A 20,491-nucleotide genomic window follows, 5' to 3' on the forward strand; every position below is an offset into this window, starting at 1 on the left:
TTACAAAATGAAAAAAAAACTTTTATGTTATTGTCTAACTACTTCATTTTTACTTTTGTTTTGGGAGTATTTTGCTAAAAATAATCCCTCCTTTTCCTTTTTATGCCCTCCACCATCGAAAATAGCTGTTAATTTTTTAAATTCTATAAATCTTATTTTTTCTTCCTCCTGGTATACTCTCCAAGGGATTTTAGGGGGATTCTTTTTAGCCCTATTATTGTCTATAGGACTCGTAATCCTTATGCTAGCCTATAAACCAGCAAAAGATCTCCTGAACCCATTCTTCATATTTGTGCAATGTACACCCATGTTTACCCTAGCACCTCTAATCGTACTATGGTTTGGCTGGGGATTGAATGCCGTGATTGTTCCAACAGCGCTTACAGTATTTTTCCCATTAACAATCACGATTTATCAAGGGATAACATCAACTCCTGAAGAACTTCTAGAGCAATTTATTTTACATCAAGCAACAAAACAACAAATTTTCACTAAGCTACGTCTCCCCCATGCTCTTCCTCATATATTTTCAGGACTCAAAATTGCTATGGGATCTGCAGGATTTGCAGCAATAGCTGGAGAGTGGGTAGCTTCACAATCTGGTTTAGGGATTCTTATTCTAGAAAGTCGAAGAAACTATGATATGGAAATGACCTTTGCAGGATTGTTTGCTTTAACCCTTCTCACATTTACTCTCTTTCAAAGCATTTTACTAATTGAGAAACTGACCTTTGCTCTCTTTCGCATAGAAAAAACAACAAAGAAATATAGACTGCCTAATAAAAAATTCGCTTGTTTACTCATCCCATTACTCATTCTACCTCTATGGAAGCTTAAAACTAAGCAAGTACACCACAGTAATCTCACCCCTATAACTTTACTTTTAGACTGGACTCCTAACCCTAACCATATCCCTCTATATGTAGGAGTATCCAAAGGATTTTTCCGAGATCAAGGTATAGATTTACATATTCAAAAAAGTACAGATGCAGGTGCTGTTATTCCCCATGTTCTATTTGAACAGGTAGATCTTACCCTATACCACGCTCTTGGAATAATAAAAACTTCTCTAAAAGGAGCTCCTATACAAATAGTCGGGTCTTTAATCGACTCTACACTACAAGGGTTTATCTATAGGAAAGAAAGTAATATTTCAAAAATAGAAGATTTAAATAATAAAGTTTTAGGATTCTGTTTAAACAACTCACGCGATCTTGCCTGTTTACTAGAGACATTACGTCTACACGGTGTTGTTCCCTCGGAAGTACGAAATATAAGCTCAGATTTAATCTCTCCAATGTTATTGAAAAAAATAGATTTCCTCTATGGAGCTTTTTACAATATAGAAGGCGTGAAACTAGAAACATTGGGAATGCCTGTAGGCTGCTTCCTCTCTGATTCCTACGGTCTTCCTACAGGGCCTCAGCTCCTTCTATGTGGAAAAAAAAATACGAAAGCCACATCTCCAGAAGTTGTTGAGGCCATACAAATAGCTCTTCAAAGAAGCATTAACTATTGCCAAAAAAACCCTAAAAAATCCTTCCAAGCGTATATTAAAGCTACACACGACACACCTAAAATCATTAAAGACGAATTTCTTCAATGGAAAATCACACTCCCTCTATTGTCGAAATCTCAAGAGCCATTAAATAAAAATCTAATCGACACCTTGTTACAAGCTATCCTAAAGCGCTATCCAAACTTGGCGGATAAAATGGTCAGTTTCTCTCCAGATCAGATATACCCATCTAATTCACAGGTCTGCCAGGATGAGAAAAAACGTGAGCAAGACGAGATAAAACATCTCGAAGAACTTCCATTGGCTTCTGCTCAGCACTAATGCGCGACACCTTGTGAATGGGATAATGTTGAATAATCGCATCTATGTCTTTTTGATAGGACTGCAAACGCTTTTGCAATACTTCAATACCAACTTCATTAATTCTTCCCTTACTATAGAGAGAATTTTGAGTGCGTTCGAGTAACTTAGCTTCTTCATGCACTTCTAAAATAATTACATGACGTACATTAATATAGGAATCGAGAAACTTTGCTTGATCTACCGTTCTCGGAAGCCCACTAATAAGTAAATCCTGACGATCTGGAAGGAATTTCCCAGTAGCTATCAACCCCTGAACATAGTAGTTCCAAACAGCAACAACATCTTCATCGGGGATCAAAGATCCGGAAACTGCATATTTATGAAAAAGTTGGCGAATAGGAGACTCTATAGGATAACAACGGAAAATATCTCCTAAAGAAACATAAACTTGGCTACCACCGTGTGCTATAAAATTTCCTAATAAATCTTTACCAGCACCCGGAGGACCAAATAAAAGAATGGAGGAAAAAGGTTTAGTATAGAGTTTTATGCTTTCAACTATCGATTTATCGATCATAAGATATTTTAGCTATCGATCCTATTTTTCATGTTTCTCCACACTTTAGTTGATTACCTTGAAAAATAATAGCCCTAGCATATAAAAATTCTCCCCATGGACACTTTTTATTTTTTATTACCTCAAGCTTGTGTATTATTGTTAGCAGCCGATGCCTTAACTAATGTTTTAGTGTTAAATCACATACTGGCGCGTTACTCAAGAAAGGAACGCTTGTCACTGCTAGTACGAGAAAGCATATTCGCCCTTTTTAGCATGTTTGCTTTATATGAAGCAGCCTTGGGCACCTTGTATGTATTGAAAACTCCCCTATGTGCAATACAAGTTGTAGGAGGTCTTGCCGTCACGTTGACGGGAATGAGGGCTATTTTAAATCTAAGTAGAGAAAATAGTTGGAAAGGCTTTACTACTCCCTCCGCCCTATCTATGGTAACACCCATCGCTTTACCTCTAATGATCGGTCCTTCTTGGCTAGCAGCTTGTTGTATTTTGGTAGGGAAACGTTACAGCTTCGCTTCAATTTCTCTTATTCTCATTCTTTCTTGGGTCTTTATTTCTCTAACCACTATAATCTTACAAGTTTTTGTCAGCGGAGGAAAAGATAAGGCAAAGGTACTCCTTGCTACCCAAACAGTACTTGGTCTGTTCGCAACGATCGTGGGTACTCAGCTACTCATGTCCGGATTACAACTCGCCTTCTTATAAAAGAGACATTTTATGCTAACTCTGATTAATCTTAGCTTGTTATTTTACGTACTTTTTGATTCTCCTGGATCTGTTCCTGTTTTCGTATCTCTGTTAAAGCGCTTCTCTGCCAAAAGGCAACAGCGTATCATTCTCCGAGAATGTATTTTTGCTCTTGTTACCCTACTACTTTTTGTCACTTTCGGAAGAAAATTTTTCCAATTTCTTGACATTTCCCTGTACGCATTTCAGTTTATTGGAGGGGTTCTACTATTCTCCGTTTCATTGAAAATGATGCTTGTACCCCCACCAGTAGAATCAGACTCATCTGAACCACAATCAGAGCCTATCTTCTTTCCCCTGGCTTTTCCTGTAATCACTGGCCCTGCTGTAATCACGTCTTTACTCAGCTATATGGAAGAAGCTTTGTTATCTAAAGAAATTATTTTCAGTGCTATGATAATTGCTTGGATACTTTCAGTATTTACTTTACTAAGTTCGAGCTTTTTTAATCGCATTCTGGGATCTTCCGGCTTAGTAGCCTTAGAAAGATTATTCAGCATTGCGTTATTATTAATGTCTGCAAACCTCATGCTTAAGGGTATTTCAATAGCATTTAACATAGGATTTTATATTAAGTAGTGTAGATAAATGAAAAGAACTGATCCCTACTGGCGTGGAAGCAAACGCAAATGGAAATATTGCCATCCCCAGACCCCTCAAATATCTTGGGAACAACAAAAACAATATTACGCTTCGCAATACGATATTATTTTAAAGACTCCAAAACAAATCGAAAAAATCCGCTATGCCTGTCAAGTAACTGCGCATATACTTGATGCTCTTTGCAAAGCATCTAAAGAAGGCGTGACTACAGAGGACCTGGACCAACTCTCCCGTCAATTACATAAAGAATGTGACGCAATTCCAGCACCTCTAAATTACGGTTCTCCTCCTTTCCCGAAAACGATTTGCACTTCACTTAATGAAGTGATCTGCCACGGCATTCCTAACAATACCCCCTTAAAAAACGGCGATATCATGAATATCGATGTTTCTTGTATTGTTGATGGGTATTACGGAGACTGTAGCAATATGGTAATGATTGGAGAGGTCTCCGAGATAAAAAAACGCGTCTGTCAAGCATCTTTAGATTGTTTGAACGCAGCAATTGCCAGGTTAAAGCCCAATGTACCTCTATACGAAATCGGCGAAGCCATAGAAGCTTGTGCGGATAGTTATGGATTTTCTGTAGTAGATCAGTTTGTAGGTCACGGTGTGGGTATAAAATTCCATGAAAACCCTTATGTCCCGCATTACAGGAACCGTAGTGCTATACCCTTAGCTCCTGGTATGATATTTACCATAGAACCGATGATCAACGTAGGGAAAAAAGAAGGGGTTATAGATCCTAAAAACCATTGGGAAGCAAGAACTTGCGACAATCAACCTAGCGCACAGTGGGAACACACCCTACTTATTACTGAGACAGGTTACGAGATACTAACTCTTCTAGAGAAATAATCTCTTCTTCCAGAGATTCTATATGCTCTAGAAGATTCTGAATTATCTCAATGTCTCTCATGTCTGTAAAGCTAGAGACATTTTCCTCTTGTTTTTGTAGGGCAAGATACTTTTCTCGAACTAAGAAAAGCTCTTTACGAACTTCTGTTAAAATTTCAGTTTTTTCTGCAAACTGTCCCCGCAATTGAATGTATTTATTCTTGTAGGACTTAATTTCATGGTTAGCAGCCGGTATTTTAATAGCAGTTTCTTGTTCTTTTATAAAAGCATGCAACTTTATAATTTCTTCATCCTTTTGATTTAAAAGATTCTGCAGTTCTTCTAACTTTAATCGTAATTGCTCTACTTCCTGAACATATGCTTTAAAACCGTCACATCGATCTTCTAAACTCTTCCTCAATAGTTTTTCTTCGATAAGCTCATTTTCCAGAGACGTCATTTTTTCGTCTTTTTCTTGTAAAGCACGTAACCATAACTCAGTTCCCTGGTCCTCTCTATCTGAAACTGTGTCTTTCCCAGATACCCAAGAAAATACAGAAGTAGTCTCATCTCCAGCTACCAGACGTACATATTCATTATGCAAAACAGCATAATCTTCTAGCCAACTGTTTTTCTGATCAGCAAGAATTTGCAAATCCAAAGCCATATGTTCTTGTCTCTTACAAGAATCATCTAGCAAAGCTCGGCACTCTTTAAGCTCAGATTCTAAAGCATATGCACGTTTTTCTAAAAATTCACACGCTATAGATTTATCATGAACTGCTTTATCATAAGATATTTGTATCTCACTATACTCATTCGCTAGTTGATCATATTTCTGTTGTTGTTCGTTATTTTCTTCATCAACAAAGGAAATACCAAAAACAAAAATTCCCCAAGATAATAAAAAGGATAAAAACAATCCTAAATCCCATAATAATGAAGAACTTACGTTGATATATTTGTAGTAATATACTGATAAAAATAAACAGGACACGATACCGTATCCCCAAAAACGAAAATATACAGACGCAACTAATGCTAGAGCAGAAAAAAACATAGTCAGTAGAAATAAAGTGGCATCAACTATAGAAGCACAACCTAATCCACTGAAAATCAAAATCATAGACGATAGAAACACCCATTCTATTGAGAAAGATCTACACCTTCCCAACAAAGTTCCCCACCTAAATCCTTGGTACACTTTTCGATAAAGACGCTTATTAAAAACGTGCATGGCCTCAAATCCCATACAAGAATACGCCTAGGACTCTTCTAAAGAGTCATGAGCTTTAGTTAATAAATAGCTAATTACAGCGGGATCTCCTTCATAGGTCATCTCCACTTTCATCTTGCCGTCTGAAGACGCATGCGCGCAAGTCACCAGTACATAAGCACTCACATCCTCATCGAAAGTTCCTGCACCGTCATCACGTTCGTTTCCAGACACTTCCTTCTCCTCGCTAGCTAAAGGCCGCTATTCTCAATCAAGCAACCTAGTGTTCACCGATTGATAGCAAGTCCTTCATTTTCTTTAGAAACTCTAAATTTTAGAGATAAAAACTTTTTTACTTTCCTCGCAAAATTTTTTAATTTTATTTGTCGCTAAAGGAAAACAACTTAATAAACAAACTAAGCGTTTGTTGAATTTATTATTTAATAAAACGTTTTGTTTATTGGTAAAATAAAACTAAACAAAACAAAAAAATTTTCCATTATGGCAATACAACCCATTAGCACTACATCTACAGCTTCAATAGCATCTGGAGAAGCGACGCAGGCTACTCAACTTCCCCCCTTGGATCCATTAAACACACCTCCTATTGGAGCTTTGCTTTTTAGCATTTACGAGCTTCTTTTACAAGCAATTGAAATTCGACAACAAACAGTTCTGACTCAATCACAACAATTAAATGATAATACTAATATCCAACAACAATTAAACCAAGCAACTAATCAAATCAAATTTGCTGTGGTAAGCGCTGGGGCTAAAGAAGACGAAATTACTCGTGTACAAAACCAAAACCAAAACTACTCTGCTCAAAGATCAAATATTCAAGATGAATTGGTTACTGCTAGACAAAATGGACAAATTATTCTCTCACATGCATCTACGAATATCAACATCATCCAACAATTAGCCTCACAAGATTCTTCCTTCTTAAAGACAACCAGTTCTATTGGAAGTACAGTAAACCAATTAAATAAACCTCCTTCATAAGCAAGTAGGAAAACAACTTAAAGTTAATTAAAGATAATATAGGTAGGAAATTATGTGGTTATCTTCTACACCACTGCAAGCTAACCCAAGAGCCGCTATCAATATTCCAGGAACATCTATCACAGGCGGTCCCAATACAGCAACAGCTGACGAAATTATTGCAAAATTTGCTAAAGATTCCAATCCACTGATTATTACCGTGTACTATGTATACCAATCTGTATTGGTCGCTCAAGACAACTTATCTATTATCGCTCAAGAACTTCAATCTAATGCTTCTGCTCAAACTTTTTTAAACAACCAAGAAGCTTTATACCAATACACAACTATCCCTAAAAATAAATTAAACGATAACTCATCAGCATTCTTGCAAGATGTTCAAGCAACGAACCAAGCTGTTGGAGCTTCTAGACAAGCACTACAAAACCAAATTTCAGGACTAGGAAATAGCTCCCAAGTGATTTCAAGTAACTTGAATACCAATAATAACATTATCCAACAGTCTCTACAAGTTGGTCAGGCTTTAATTCAAACATTCTCACAAATTGTGAGCTTGATAGCTAACATTTAATTATAAGGAACTTAGCATAATGAACGTCTATTCTATAGCACCAGATGTGGATAAAATCCCTACAGTAGTTCCCCCATCGACCAAAGTTGTTTCTGATAGCATTGTAATTAATAAACCCTCAGCCATCTACTTCTGTATTTCCGTTATGCTACAGTTATCTACATCGACTACAGAATTCGGAAAATCGATCATGGCAGTGTTACAAGATAATACGATAGCTCAACAAAAGAAAACAAAAGAGCTAATCAACCTACCCTTATTAAAAGTCCCCGATCTTCAAAAAGCTGATAATTTTAATGAGGATAAGCCTGAGTATAAAAACCAAACTGAAATCCAAGCATACCAAACTTCAAACCAACAAATCTCTGCCAACCGACAGCTTATCCAACAAGAGCTTTCCGCAGCACAACAAAGAGCCCAAGCAAATCAAAAGGCAGTGAATGCAACTTCTACAGAGTCTATGAAGTTATTGCAAGCAACTACAGCTCTCCTATCTTCATTAAAAGAATATACTATTAAAGCAAATCTAACGACATCTCCATCTGATTAATTATTTAATGACTTCTAATAAAACAATCCATAATCTAATATAAGGCATTACTAAAAAGAAAAGAATCAGGTCAAACCTCCATGAGGGTTATCTTCCCAGATAAACATAATAAAAACCCGTTTCTCACTCAGGTACTTAGACAGCTTCCTTCGTTTATCTTAATAACTTCGTGTATATCTCCTCTACTTTCATACCTGATGAAAAGGTTTTTCGGTATTCCAGGAATCATCGAAACTCTAGCTCTGTCCACTGCAGGGATTCATAAACATAATTTTTGGCAGTTTATTACCTATCCCCTTATTACAGCCGACTCTCTATGCATCGATAAAGAGGGCTGCATGGACATAACACAACGTTTACTTGTGAGAAATGTATTAGGTTTTACCTTTTTCTATAAAGCAACTAACCACATTATTCGAAAACTAGGATCGATAACTTTTCTTATTCTTGTTACCAGTCAAATCCTAATAACAGGAGTAGTGGTGTGGGCATGTCTCAAATTATTTCATAGTTCGCAAGCCCTATTCGGACCTGAATGTTTAATTAGCGCGCTTGTGCTCATTTGGGTTTTCCTAGATCCTGAAAAACGCCTTGGACTTCACCCCTTCCCAATTACCCTATCGCGTAAATGGGGATTTGTAGTTTTGGCAGCATTTTACTTCCTGATCCTACTATTTTCTGGAGCCTTTGCATTATTCTTCGGATCTATGCTCTCATTAATGCTGGGCATTCTGTTTTGCTATAAAGAAAAAATTCCTAACCCCTACAGAATATCTCGAATCTTTTAAGCTTCATCAGAAAATAAAGCTAAAATTGCTGCTCTAGCTTCACCTAATCCGGAAAGAACCCCCTCTTCAAAACGGAAAAAAGGGTTTTCTTCCAATAAAGAAAAATCCATGGGTTGCAACACATCATCCGAAGTTAAATTAGGAATGATTTGTTCCCCCACGTTTTGTAAACGAGATTTTTGATTTTCATAAAGCCGATTCAACAACTCATGAATTTTATTTTTCATTTTTCTCTTTTCGCTTCCCTATAAAAAATTGTTTCATTAATTGCTCAGCCTCTTCACAACAAATTCCGGAGAAACACTCCACCTGATGAAATGGGTGTTTTTCTTTAAAAACATTGAGCCAACTCCCCCCTGCTCCCAAACGCAAATCAGGGGCTGCCCAAACTATTCTACGAATGCGAGCCAGTTGTATAGCTCCGGCACACATCAAACAAGGCTCAAGAGTACAATAGAGCACAGTATCAACTAAACGCCAGTTCTCTAAATATTGCGCCGCAGCTCCAATGCATAAAATTTCAGCATGAGCTGTCGAATCTTGAAGTTTTTCCGTCGTGTTATGACCTCGAGCAATGATTTTATTATCTTTTACAATCACACAGCCCACAGGAACCTCGTCCTCATCATAAGCCTGGCGAGCCTCTTTAAGAGCCTGATTCATAAAAAATATATCTTTTTCTATATTCATAGACTTTATATTAGATAACTCAAAACTACTTTTTGCATCGGATTATAAGAAAAAAATTCCCTAATAAGAAATAGTAAAAAGTCGTCATATTAGTTTAACGACCATTTTTCAATCAGATCAAAAACGTAGAATTTTTATTTTCAAATCAAAAAAACCCGTCTCACTATACCAAAAGGTGTACATTAACAAACTTCTCAAGTATAATTGGCTTTTGCGGCAATTATTTTATTTTAAGGAGACATCCAATGTCTTTGGATAAGGGAACTAAAGAAGAAATTACAAAAAAATTTCAACTTCATGAAAAGGATACCGGTTCAGCAGATGTGCAAATCGCCATATTAACAGAACACATTACAGAACTAAAAGAACACCTCAAGAGATCTCCTAAAGACCAAAATTCTCGACTAGCCCTGCTTAAGTTGGTAGGACAAAGACGAAAGCTCTTAGAGTATCTTAACTCTACAGACACCGAAAGATATAAAAATTTAATTTCAAGATTAAATCTAAGAAAATAATCTTTTATTTATTTTCCCCGACAAAAAAATCTAATTAGGAGACCTTCATGACATTTGAAACTATTTCTGTTACCCTTGAAGAAGGCAAGACATTAGTATTTGAAACGGGGAAAATAGCTCGTCAGGCTAACGGCGCAGTTCTTGCTCGCATGCAAGAAACATGGGTCTTTTCATCTGTTTGTGCGGCTAACCTTGAGGAAGCTGTCGACTTTCTACCTTTAAGAGTTGACTATCAAGAAAAGTTTTCTTCTATAGGAAAAACTTTAGGTGGGTTTATTAAAAGGGAAGGCCGCCCAACAGAAAGAGAAATTTTAACTTCTCGCCTAATAGATCGCTCCATGCGTCCTTCGTTACCTAACCGGTTAATGCAGGATATTCAAATTTTATCTTACGTGTGGTCATACGACGGAGTAACTCTTCCCGACCCTATAGCAATTTGTGGTGTTTCTGCAGCCTTAGCAATTTCTGATGTTCCTCAGACTAGTATTGTAGCTGGTGTTCGTGTTGGCTTTGTGAACAATCGTTGGGTAGTTAACCCAACAAAGGCTGAAATGGATATTTCCAGAATGGAACTCGTGTTAGCAGGAACAGAAAATGCTATTCTAATGATCGAGGGACACTGTGACTTCTTTACAGAAGATCAGGTTATCGAAGCTATTGAGTTTGGTCACAAACACATTGTCACTATATGCAAAGCATTAAAGGATTGGCAAAAACAAATAGGTAAAGAAAAGAATACAAGTCCAATTGTTTCTCTTCCAGAGGAAGTCCTATCTGCTGTAAACACACTTGTGGAAGGAAAGTTTGTTGACCTCCTGAAAATTAAGGAAAAGAAAGCTTTTGAAGCTGCTTCAAAACAATTAGAAAATGAAATCATAGAACAACTCCAAGAAGAAAATGAAGTTTTCACTGCGTTCAATATTAAAATTGCTTTTAAGCAAGCAAAATCTGACTTCATGCGTAGTTTGATACGTGAACAAGGCGTACGTTCTGATGGACGTTCTGTAACTACTATTCGTCCTATCTCTATTGATACATCTTTCCTCCCAAGAACTCACGGCAGTTGTTTATTTACTCGGGGAGAAACTCAAACTATGGCCGTCTGTACTTTAGGTAGTGAAGCCATGGCCCAACGTTATGAAGACTTAAATGGTGAAGGACTAGCCAAATTTTATTTACAATACTTCTTCCCCCCCTTCTCTGTTGGAGAAGTAGGAAGGATCGGCTCCCCAGGAAGAAGGGAAATCGGTCACGGTAAACTTGCTGAAAAAGCATTAAGTCACACCCTACCCGATCCTATGAAGTTCCCCTATACTATCCGAATAGAATCCAATATTACTGAATCTAATGGTTCTTCATCTATGGCATCTGTTTGCGGAGGTTGTTTAGCTTTAATGGATGCCGGAGTTCCTATTAAAACTCCTATAGCTGGTATAGCCATGGGATTAATGTTAGATGATGACCATGTAACTATTCTCTCAGATATTTCCGGATTAGAAGATCATTTAGGCGATATGGATTTCAAAGTTGCTGGAAATACCGAAGGAATTACAGCATTTCAAATGGATATTAAAGTAGAAGGCATTACTCCTGCTATTATGCGAGCTGCCCTAGCCCAAGCTAAAGATGGTCGTCAAGATATTCTTGAAACCATGAAACAAGCTCTTGCGGCTCCTAAAACAGACTTATCCCAATACGCTCCTCGCATTGAAACAATGCAAATTAAGCCTAATAAGATCGCTACTGTTATTGGACCCGGGGGTAAGCAGATTCGTCAAATTATTGAAGAAGCTGGAGTACAAATTGATATTAATGACTCGGGTCTTGTCAGTATTTCTGCTTCTTCACCGCAAGCAATAGAGAAAGCTAAATCTATTATTGAAGGCTTAGTTGGTGAAGTTGAAGTTGGTAAGATTTACGAAGGTCGCGTAACATCTATTGTCCCTTTTGGAGCCTTTGTTGAAATCCTCCCTGGTAAAGAAGGTCTTTGCCATATTTCTGAATTTTCTAAACAACGTATAGACAACGTTGGTGATTTCGTTAAACAGGGAGACACCCTAACTGTTAAGCTGTTAAGCATCAACGAAAAAGGACAGTACAAACTCAGCCATAAAGCTACTCTCAGTGAGTAATTTCCATCTTTTCCTTTGTTGTTTTTCTTTAGATCTTTTTGAAAAGATAAAAAAAGCCCCTAATTAAGGGGCTTTTCTTTTCATATCATTACCTAATCTATAGATTATGTAGTGGTGTTATTTAGTTTTAACGTACCATCTTTCATAGCATCTTCTTGAGGAGGAGGAGGAGGTAAATCGTCAGAAACTTTCTTAAACATCATACCCTCTTCTTTTAAACGTGTTCGTTTTTTCTCTGGATCCCAAGTGTGATCCATGATCTCTTTAACATCTTTAGCGTCTAAAGTTTCAAACTCTATTAACATCTGAGTCATCAATTCAACTTCATCACGATGTTCTCTGATGATTGTTAACGCGCGCTGGTATGCAGCATCCAATAAGGAACGCAACTCACTGTCAATAGCTTTTGCAGTTTCCTCTGAATAACTTTTCTCATGATAAGAGCCATAACCCGTAGAGGTATCTGAACGCTCATCATAAGTTACAGTACCTAATTGCTCACTCATTCCCCACTCGCAGACCATACTACGAACCAATTTCGTAGCTTGAGAAATATCTTGCTGAGCACCACTAGAAATATCCCCTAAAAAGATATCTTCTGCGGCTCGGCCTCCCATAAGAACAGCCAATTGATCAAACAACTCTTTTTTCCAATAGCTAAGTTTATTCTTCTCGGGAAGAAAATGCGTAGCTCCTAAAGATAAACCTCTAGGGATAATAGTAACTTTGTCCACAGGATCTGCATGTTGAACACAAAGTCCCACAACCGCATGACCTGATTCATGATAGGCTGTTGTCTTTCGTTCTTCAGCATCCATTTCTAAGCTACGACGCTCTTTACCATAAAGAACCTTATCACGAGCTTCGGCAACATCTACAGCAGTCACTGCAGTACGATCCTTACGCGCAGCAAGAAGAGCGGCCTCATTTAATAAATTCTCTAAATCCGCTCCTGAAGCTCCGGGAGTGCTTCGTGCTACTGCCATAAGATCTACTGTAGGATCCAATTTGATTCTCTTAGCATGTACGGAAAGAATTTCAAATCTACCCTTAATATCAGGTAAATTCATAACCACACGACGATCAAAACGTCCAGGACGTAATAAGGCCTTATCTAAAACATCAGGACGATTAGTTGCAGCCATAAGGATAACACCCTCATTAGTGCCGAAGCCATCCATTTCTACAAGTAATTGGTTTAATGTTTGCTCACGTTCATCATGGCCGCCGCCTATACCAGCGCCTCGATGACGACCTACAGCATCGATCTCATCAATGAAAATAATGCAAGGAGCGTTTCTCTTAGCCTGTTCGAACATATCACGAATACGACTAGCTCCAACACCAACAAACATCTCTACAAAATCAGATCCGGCTATAGAAAAAAATGGTCGGTCAGCTTCTCCAGAAACAGCTTTAGCTATTAAAGTTTTTCCTGTTCCTGGAGGCCCTATTAACAACACGCCTTTAGGGATTCTTCCCCCTAAACTGGTAAATTTCGTAGGGTTCTTAAGGAAGTCTACGATTTCTATTAATTCTTCTTTTGCCTCTTCTATACCAGCAACATCAGCAAAAGTGACTTTGTTCTGCCCCTTCATTAACAAGCGCGCTGGAGATTTCCCGAAAGACATTGCTGAACCGTTCATACCACGCATTTGTCTCGAAAAGACAAAATAGACAAAGACAAGCACAAGTATAATAGGTAAGAAAGTAAACAGGTATCCTATGTAATGCGGTGCAGGCTCTTCACTCTTAAATGTTTTCTCTAATACTAAATTCCGTGGCTGATCCGGAGCCTTGAAAGTTAAAGCACGGTTGCTAGAGAATCCTTCCCACTCTTGTTTAGCTCCAGAAAACCAATGAGCAAATACCTCAGGGTCTTGTTTTTCCAATGCTCGAGAAGATAGCTCTTGGTTATTAAAATACCAAACAACCTGGCTAAGCTCGCCACGAAGCTTATCTAACTGTGCTTGATTAATTTGACTATCTTCTATAAGTTTCTCATATTTACTACGTTCTTCACGATATAAACGTACAGAACGCAATTGTCCAAAATGGTCTCCTCTATCAGATAAAACTAGTGATGTAGAAATCCTCTGTAGAGAAGATAAAACTTTCTCATAAAGAACACTTAGTTGTTCAGCATCTATTAACTGAGTCAGAGAAAGCTCAACCTGTTGATAAAAATCTTTTAGTTCACGCTTTACACTCTCAGAACCTATGCCCAAAGCAGGGGATAGATATTTCCCAATAAGCTCATATAAATCGGAACCAAACGTACGTAAAGTTTCACTAGATCGAGGAAGTGTTTGATAACGTTGCTCTAAAGAACGCAAATTGATAATTTGGAAATTATTCGAACCATGAATAACAAGAGCTCCTAAAGAAGATTTTCCTAATTCCACACTAGGAGATATCAAATAACCTGTTTCAGGAATTGGGAACCCAGAAATTGCAGAAAACCACAAAACAGAGCTCTCCACCTCTTTTGCAAGATGATCGACATTCTTACTCGCTTCCTGAAGATCAAACTCTAATTGATGTTTTTGATCTATCAACTCTAAGTAATGATAGCGCAGCTGACTTTCAGCTGTTGGAGATTCACGAAAACGCCCACTAAACGACACTAAATTATCATTTAGGGCAATTTTTCTACTATCTTCAGGATAAATCAATTTTAAATTTACTAAATGCTCTAGCTGATGGCTAAAACTAACCCGGGCTTTCTTGGCAACTAGAAAATTTTGAACAGCAATCACGCCGAAAATTACACCAAATAGAAGGAAAAAAAATACCGTAGGAAAATTTTTTTTCGATTCGGGCTTCATTTTTTTATCTTTAGACATAAACTACACAACTAAGCTAATCAATCAGACAGGTAATTATTTAATGTAGCATATTTTTTATTATTTTGTTTATAAAACCAAGTTATAAAATAAAAAATATGAAAATCTGCTTATACAATGACCTACTACTCATCATCTTCAAATACAGTATAAGAACCATCATTATATACTTTCTATTCTATCATTACTACCCCAGCTTTTACGATGACTCTTTTATCTCGAAGTCGCATTTCTGCTGGCAAATTACGGCTCAAATGATCATAAACCATTTGTAAAAAATGCCTTGAGGCAACAATACCAACCTTATAAAAGAACTCCTTAAACACCCACTTAGCAAGAAAAACTTGTTCTATCAATGGTTTAGGAATTTCAATAGACCAAGTTGTATGTTCTTGCCGTATATTTTCAAGAAAGGGTTGCGCTTGTTGTCTCATATAACAGGCAAGTTCCTCAGAATCTTGAGCGAGTGTTAGTAAAGGTTGCGTGATGTTTTTAGCAAAAATTTCTTCTAACCAAGGAAATATCTTATTACGCATTCTAGCACGTAGATACCGTTCATCAGTATTTGTTACATCATGAACATAGGAAATATTTTCAGCATCTAAAGTATTAATTAAAACCTGTTTGGGGATATGTAATAAAGGCCTTAAAAGAGGGATTCCATTATAAGATGCTTCTCTCGTCATCCCTTTTAAATTTCCTAAATTCGCTCCCTCTAGCACTCGTTTTAAAACGGTTTCTGCTTGATCATTAGCATGATGAGCTAAAAAGATCCCTGCAAGATTGTCTTCCCGACAAATTTTACAAAATAATACATAGCGATAATGCCTTGCAGTATTTTCTGGATCTTTTGATGTTTTATATTCGGGAGGAACATGCTTGACTATAAGGGGAACACCTTCTTCTTGACATCTAAGCTTAAGCTCCTCAGCTTCACGATAAGAGGACTCTCTCCATCCATAATCTACATGAACAGCAGTAAAAGAGACTCCGCGAGATTTAAGAAGATATAGGAGAAATAATGAATCACTTCCTCCTGATAAAGCGAGTAGATAGCTTTTTTTCATATCTAAAGCAGAAAAAAAAACTTCTAATCGCTTATCATTTCTGAGTAGACAAGATAACATAATCTAAATACATGTCCGTATAAATTCATTACAAATACTTTAAGGCTTATCGACTTACAGATATATGCTTACTTTGTCCTTAACCTTGAAGAACTCCTGATACCAGGTACGCTATGCCCATTTTATGGAAAGTCTTAATTTTCCGTTATTTAAAAACTATGACTTTTTGCACACTGAGCCTTATCTGTATTTCTATTATTAGTTCTCTTCAAGAAATCGTTAGTTACATAGCAAAAGATGTTCCTTATCCAACAGTTTTGCGACTAACAGCTTACCAGATTCCCTACTTATTGCCCTTTATTCTTCCTATTTCTTGCTTTATTTCTGCTTTTACGCTTTTTCGAGGACTGTCTGATAATAACCAAATCACCTTCCTTAAAGCATCTGGAGCTTCCCAAGTGATCATCACTTTTCCGGTTCTTATGGTTTCTTGCGCCATTTGTTGTGTAAATTTTTACACGTGTTCTGAATTAGCTTCTATTTGTCGTTTTCAAACCTGTAAAGAAATTGCCAATATGGCCATGACTTCTCCGACATTATTACTCCAGACACTACAGAAGAAAGAAAGCAATCGTATTTTTATTACTGTGGATCATTGTGCCAAAAGTAAATTTGATAATGTAATTATTGCTTTAAAAAGAGATAAAGAAATTGCTAATGTTGGGCTTATTAAAACTATCATTCCCGATGTTGCTAATGATACTGTACAAGCACGGGGTGTTGTTATGATCTCAAAGCTACCCTCCACATTGACAGATCAACGCTCTTCGAATTCTAAAGAATACTATATAGAGACCTTAGATGAAATGTTAATTCCTAAGATAACTTCAACGTTATTTGCTGGAAAATCTTACATGAAAACACGGACTGATTATTTACCCTGGAAGCAACTTGTAAAACAATCATTTAGTCGTACATATCTACCCGAAACCTTAAGAAGAATCGGTATAGGTTTGCTCTGTATTACTCTTACCTATTCTGGCATGGTTTTAGGAACCTATAAGCCAAGATTTCGCAAATCAATAACTCTTTATTGTATTTTCCCCGTTATAGATTTGATTTTATTAATAGTTGGCAAAAACACGTCCTCTCTATTTCCTGCTCTTATGTTGTTTATTTTCCCTCAGGTAGTTTCTTGGATTGTTTTTGCTATCAAAGCATATCGAGAAAATAGGGGTTATGCATAAGTCATGTATATTTGGAAACGTTATGTATTAACCAAGTTTTGGTTTTCCTTAGTATCATTAATTGTATTAGCTTTTGTTTTTTATGCCTCTATTCATCACTCTCTTCATACTATCAAAGGGAATACTACCTCTCTAGCCTCAGGGGCATCGTTAAAGCTTTCTATTCTCTATTACCTATCACAGATAGCTCTTAAAGCAGAATTTCTCATTCCCCAGCTAGTTGCTGTAGCAACTACTATCACTCTGTTTTCAATGCAAAATAAACGTGAAGTCCTTCTCCTACAAGCCTCCGGACTCTCTTTGAAATCTTTAACAGCTCCTTTGATTCGCTCGAGTTTTATTATTACACTACTTTTATATGCGAATTTCCAATGGCTACATCCTATATGTGAACAAATATCCACAACTAAAGAACATATGGACAGAGGCACTCTAGATAAAGTTCAAGACAAAGTCCCCGCTCTCTACCTTAAAGATCAAACAGTTCTACTTTATTCTTCTATTGAGCAGAAAACATTAACCCTTAATCAGGTGTTTTGGATTAAAAATCCTAAAACTATCTATACCATGGGAAAACTAGCATTTACAACACCATCTCTTCCTATAGGACTTGATGTTATACGCTTTTCCGAAACAGAATCTGGAAGTATAGAGCTTAGTGAATACTCTGATATGAAAGAGTTCCCTGAAATTGAATTTGGATTCTACGATAATCCTTTTTCTAAAATTTTCACAGCAGGAGGCAAAAATCGCCTTTCGGAGTCGTTCCGAGCTATTCCTTGGAATGCTACAGGCTTAGGGTTGTCTACAACTATTCCTCAGCGAATCTTGTCTTTATTGTCTACATTTTACTATATGCTAATTTCTCCTTTAGCTTGCATATCCTCTATGATTATCTCTGCGTATCTTTGTTTAAGATTCAGTCGTGTTCCTACAGTGACTCTTGCCTACCTTGTGCCTTTAGGAACGATAAATACCTTTTTTATCTTCTTAAAAGCAGGTATGGTCCTGTCTAACAGTAGTGTTTTACCGATATTACCTGTAATGTTATTCCCATTAATTATCTTAGCTATATTCACAAACTATGCTTATGCTAAGCTTCAGTAATTTCATTGAGATAACCTGAGAACTGCCATTTTTCTAAATCATAATTGTAGAACGGTTTAAGTTTAGAAAGGTTGTGTCTATTTTTCCTCAAACAATTTAAAAATTTACTCATCAATTCAATATGATGTGCAAATATGAGCCGGTCTCTAGCTACTAAAGTAGGTGCAAGAACCTTTGTCATAAGCAATTTTAATCTGTGCTCATCCCAAGCTTCTTCACTAGTAAAGAAAGTAAATCCTGCAATGAATATCGATGCGTAGTCCAACCCATCCTTAGACATGACTACAAGGTTATTTGGATCTATAATTTCTATAAGCTTAAAGACTGTTAGGTAGGAAATAATATGCAATAGCAAGAGTTTATCGTTTTTAAATAAAATCTTTTTCTTCGAAAAGAAAGTCTCTTTTAAAACTGAGAGGCTAGCATCAAGAAAATCATAAATTTGGCCTTTGGATATACTCGGAACAGAAAACAATGATAAAGATCCGGATTTACTGAATTCTTCTTTGAAAATGGAAAAGAATCCAAAAAAGGTTTCTTGTTCTCCATACACTTTTTCAATATATTTTAATAGATCCTCTGGTTCTGGGAATGAAAATATATGTGCCTTATCAATTCTATCTAGGCTTTCTTCTATAACACGGCTTCTTGCACGATCTTTCCTAGATAAACGATTCTGTATGTTTAAAATTAGTGTGATATCTCCGAGGTCTTCCTTAGCATTGAGAAACCCTATAAATTCCTCATTACAATTCGCATAGAGTATAGAGCTTTGTGTTATAGGGCTTGGGGATCTTATGATATTTATTGATTTATCTCCCAACTTCAATGTTCCTTCTAATCCCGGAAATACTCCTAAAACAATAGGATCAAATACTGTGGAGTTAGAGTCTAATATTCTGTCTATAGCTTTAAATAAAGGACCATTCGGATATTTAGAAAACAACCGATATAATTCTTCGTACACCTCAGAAACGTATTGTCCCGATGATAGGGGTTTCTTATCTTCCTCGGATTGGATTTTTGAGTGTATATGAAAATATAAATATCGAGCTGCTTCTGTAAATGTAAGTTTAGTTTCAAAAATCCCACTACTTAAAGAAGACATTAGTGTGTGCGTATGTTGATAATGCGTCTGATTATCAGGAACATTGTTTTGAGTTTTCCACGCATCTCTCAAGAAATAGAGAAAATCATTAAAGTATTGAAGGTTATCTTTCTTAGGATTATTAGAAACCATGGTGGTTTGATATCTAGATAAGAATAGCCCCATGACAGCATTGTGTATTTTTTCTGTAGATGTGATCTTTAGATTACTCAAAGCCTTCTGATAAAATAACCGTATAGGCATATCGTTCGTGAACACTAACGAAGACGCTAAATTATGAAGCTCTTCGCTATTCCAAACCGATGTTTTTATTAAAGGATCACCTTCATGAGCTGTTTCATGAATCTTCCCCTGTTTGCAGATAATCTGAGTGAGTGTATCTGTATAAAAACGCTTATTCTCCTCGTCAGACATGTAGAAAAGCTCATAGGAACGGTCTCGTTTCACTTCTACTAAGTTATTTAAGAAATGCTCTTCCTCATGCATTTCTTCTAATTCCCGTTCGACGAGTTCTTCGTTTTCTTCCTCTTCTTCCTTAATAATCTTTCGGCTGAGATTGGCTTGCGTTTTATTGTAAACCCTACTTAGCTCAGAATAATCATGAACTAAACTCTGATACAACTCTCGCTCTCTACTTTCTAGGAAAGAAAATACGTTCTGCACCCCGGCTATAAGGAAATTAGACTCTTGTAAAGCCTTATTTGCTTCGCTCTTAGGTAGAGAACCCGCTTTCTTAAGATAATCCTCTATATTCTTGATCGCCTGTTTCATCTCACTAACATAATGATCTTCAGAAAATATATCATCAGGCCTAGTGTTATTAATAAAAGACGATGGCGAATTATAAGAAATCTTTTTTAACTTCTCTAAATGCTGCAATGCTTTTTCAAAACTATAACAAGACTTTCGCATATTTACTCTTAAACGAATCAAAAAATTAGATTATTATCTTACAATCGTTATATTAGTTTATTATAAAAATAATTTAACCATCAAACTAATTTAAAAAGAAAATGAAACTATAATTAATAAAGTGTTGAATTAAAGAAATTAAAAACTGACA

At 36.7% G+C, this 20,491-nt stretch carries 20 protein-coding genes; 12 read left to right on the forward strand and 8 right to left on the reverse strand.

The genetic code is table 11. The features are described 5' to 3' along the window. Positions 1–7 precede the first annotated feature (7 nt). Positions 8–1,840 carry an ABC transporter substrate-binding protein gene (locus tag E1N70_RS00625; RefSeq protein ID WP_131743668.1) on the forward strand — a complete coding sequence of 611 codons (1,833 nt, stop codon included), beginning with the start codon at positions 8–10 and terminating at the stop codon, positions 1,838–1,840. Here the strand turns inward: E1N70_RS00625 and E1N70_RS00630 are convergent. After that, positions 1,749–2,399, reverse strand: coding sequence for a nucleoside monophosphate kinase (locus E1N70_RS00630; protein ID WP_131743669.1), 651 nt, complete (start codon positions 2,397–2,399; stop codon positions 1,749–1,751). The two genes, E1N70_RS00625 and E1N70_RS00630, sit on opposite strands and share 92 nt — an antisense overlap. Before the next feature lie 96 nt (positions 2,400–2,495). Between E1N70_RS00630 and E1N70_RS00635 the strand changes: the two genes are divergently transcribed. The 3 genes from E1N70_RS00635 to E1N70_RS00645 are packed head-to-tail and all read left to right on the forward strand — an operon-like array spanning position 2,496 to position 4,607. Then, complete coding sequence (locus E1N70_RS00635) at positions 2,496–3,104, forward strand: MarC family protein (RefSeq protein ID WP_131743670.1); 609 nt, start codon at positions 2,496–2,498, stop codon at positions 3,102–3,104. A 12-nt stretch (positions 3,105–3,116) separates the two neighbouring features. After that, positions 3,117–3,725 (forward strand): MarC family protein, encoded by a 609-nt coding sequence (locus tag E1N70_RS00640; RefSeq protein WP_131743671.1) that lies wholly within the window; start codon positions 3,117–3,119, stop codon positions 3,723–3,725. 9 nt (positions 3,726–3,734) lie between these two features. Next, complete coding sequence (locus E1N70_RS00645; RefSeq protein ID WP_131743672.1) at positions 3,735–4,607, forward strand: methionyl aminopeptidase; 873 nt, start codon at positions 3,735–3,737, stop codon at positions 4,605–4,607. Here E1N70_RS00645 and E1N70_RS00650 read toward each other — a convergent pair. Both E1N70_RS00650 and E1N70_RS00655 read right to left on the reverse strand, forming a co-directional pair. Further along, the gene (locus E1N70_RS00650; protein WP_208638297.1) at positions 4,564–5,712 is read right to left on the reverse strand and encodes a hypothetical protein; all 1,149 of its coding nucleotides are present in this window, start codon (positions 5,710–5,712) and stop codon (positions 4,564–4,566) included. The two genes, E1N70_RS00645 and E1N70_RS00650, sit on opposite strands and share 44 nt — an antisense overlap. A gap of 138 nt (positions 5,713–5,850) precedes the next feature. Then, complete coding sequence (locus tag E1N70_RS00655; RefSeq protein ID WP_131743674.1) at positions 5,851–6,036, reverse strand: hypothetical protein; 186 nt, start codon at positions 6,034–6,036, stop codon at positions 5,851–5,853. 267 nt (positions 6,037–6,303) lie between these two features. Between E1N70_RS00655 and E1N70_RS00660 the strand changes: the two genes are divergently transcribed. The 4 genes from E1N70_RS00660 to E1N70_RS00675 all read left to right on the forward strand — a co-directional run bounded on the left by E1N70_RS00660 (position 6,304) and on the right by E1N70_RS00675 (position 8,716). After that, positions 6,304–6,807 carry a DUF720 domain-containing protein gene (locus tag E1N70_RS00660; protein ID WP_244201089.1) on the forward strand — a complete coding sequence of 168 codons (504 nt, stop codon included), beginning with the start codon at positions 6,304–6,306 and terminating at the stop codon, positions 6,805–6,807. Positions 6,808–6,859: 52 nt separating this feature from the next. Then, on the forward strand, positions 6,860–7,378 hold the full coding sequence (locus tag E1N70_RS00665) for a DUF720 domain-containing protein (RefSeq protein WP_131743675.1): 519 nt from the start codon (positions 6,860–6,862) through the stop codon (positions 7,376–7,378). A 19-nt stretch (positions 7,379–7,397) separates the two neighbouring features. Next, positions 7,398–7,928 carry a CT847 family type III secretion system effector protein gene (locus E1N70_RS00670; RefSeq protein ID WP_131743676.1) on the forward strand — a complete coding sequence of 177 codons (531 nt, stop codon included), beginning with the start codon at positions 7,398–7,400 and terminating at the stop codon, positions 7,926–7,928. 80 nt (positions 7,929–8,008) lie between these two features. Next, on the forward strand, positions 8,009–8,716 hold the full coding sequence (locus E1N70_RS00675; protein ID WP_131743677.1) for a hypothetical protein: 708 nt from the start codon (positions 8,009–8,011) through the stop codon (positions 8,714–8,716). Here E1N70_RS00675 and E1N70_RS00680 read toward each other — a convergent pair. Together E1N70_RS00680 and tadA are read right to left on the reverse strand one after the other, a co-directional pair. Next, a complete protein-coding gene (locus E1N70_RS00680; protein ID WP_131743678.1) occupies positions 8,713–8,943 on the reverse strand; it encodes a hypothetical protein in 231 nt (76 codons plus the stop codon). The genes E1N70_RS00675 and E1N70_RS00680 overlap by 4 nt on opposite strands. Next, positions 8,933–9,406, reverse strand: a complete 474-nt coding sequence (gene tadA, locus E1N70_RS00685; RefSeq protein WP_131743679.1) for a tRNA adenosine(34) deaminase TadA — start codon at positions 9,404–9,406, stop codon at positions 8,933–8,935. The genes E1N70_RS00680 and tadA overlap by 11 nt, the downstream gene beginning before the upstream one ends. Before the next feature lie 245 nt (positions 9,407–9,651). Between tadA and rpsO the strand changes: the two genes are divergently transcribed. After that, positions 9,652–9,921: a 30S ribosomal protein S15 gene (gene rpsO / locus E1N70_RS00690; RefSeq protein ID WP_006343425.1), complete on the forward strand. Its 270-nt coding sequence runs from the start codon at positions 9,652–9,654 to the stop codon at positions 9,919–9,921. Positions 9,922–9,968: 47 nt separating this feature from the next. After that, positions 9,969–12,053 (forward strand): polyribonucleotide nucleotidyltransferase, encoded by a 2,085-nt coding sequence (gene pnp, locus E1N70_RS00695; RefSeq protein ID WP_131743680.1) that lies wholly within the window; start codon positions 9,969–9,971, stop codon positions 12,051–12,053. Between the two features lie 104 nt (positions 12,054–12,157). Here the strand turns inward: pnp and ftsH are convergent, their stop codons facing one another. Further along, positions 12,158–14,899: an ATP-dependent zinc metalloprotease FtsH gene (gene ftsH / locus E1N70_RS00700; RefSeq protein WP_131743681.1), complete on the reverse strand. Its 2,742-nt coding sequence runs from the start codon at positions 14,897–14,899 to the stop codon at positions 12,158–12,160. Between the two features lie 173 nt (positions 14,900–15,072). Beyond that, positions 15,073–16,026 carry a tRNA lysidine(34) synthetase TilS gene (gene tilS, locus E1N70_RS00705; protein WP_131743682.1) on the reverse strand — a complete coding sequence of 318 codons (954 nt, stop codon included), beginning with the start codon at positions 16,024–16,026 and terminating at the stop codon, positions 15,073–15,075. Positions 16,027–16,139: 113 nt separating this feature from the next. On the opposite strand from tilS, the gene E1N70_RS00710 reads away from it, so the two are divergent. Together E1N70_RS00710 and E1N70_RS00715 are read left to right on the forward strand one after the other, a co-directional pair. After that, positions 16,140–17,213: an LptF/LptG family permease gene (locus E1N70_RS00710; RefSeq protein ID WP_131743683.1), complete on the forward strand. Its 1,074-nt coding sequence runs from the start codon at positions 16,140–16,142 to the stop codon at positions 17,211–17,213. A gap of 3 nt (positions 17,214–17,216) precedes the next feature. After that, entirely contained in the window at positions 17,217–18,320 is a 1,104-nt protein-coding gene (locus tag E1N70_RS00715; protein WP_131743684.1) for an LptF/LptG family permease, read from the forward strand. Here E1N70_RS00715 and E1N70_RS00720 read toward each other — a convergent pair. Further along, positions 18,307–20,340, reverse strand: coding sequence for a calcium-binding protein (locus E1N70_RS00720; protein ID WP_131743685.1), 2,034 nt, complete (start codon positions 20,338–20,340; stop codon positions 18,307–18,309). The two genes, E1N70_RS00715 and E1N70_RS00720, sit on opposite strands and share 14 nt — an antisense overlap. Positions 20,341–20,491 lie beyond the last annotated feature (151 nt).

Origin of the sequence: Chlamydia buteonis, from assembly GCF_900634605.1 — a bacterium.
Taxonomy (GTDB): domain Bacteria; phylum Chlamydiota; class Chlamydiia; order Chlamydiales; family Chlamydiaceae; genus Chlamydia; species Chlamydia buteonis.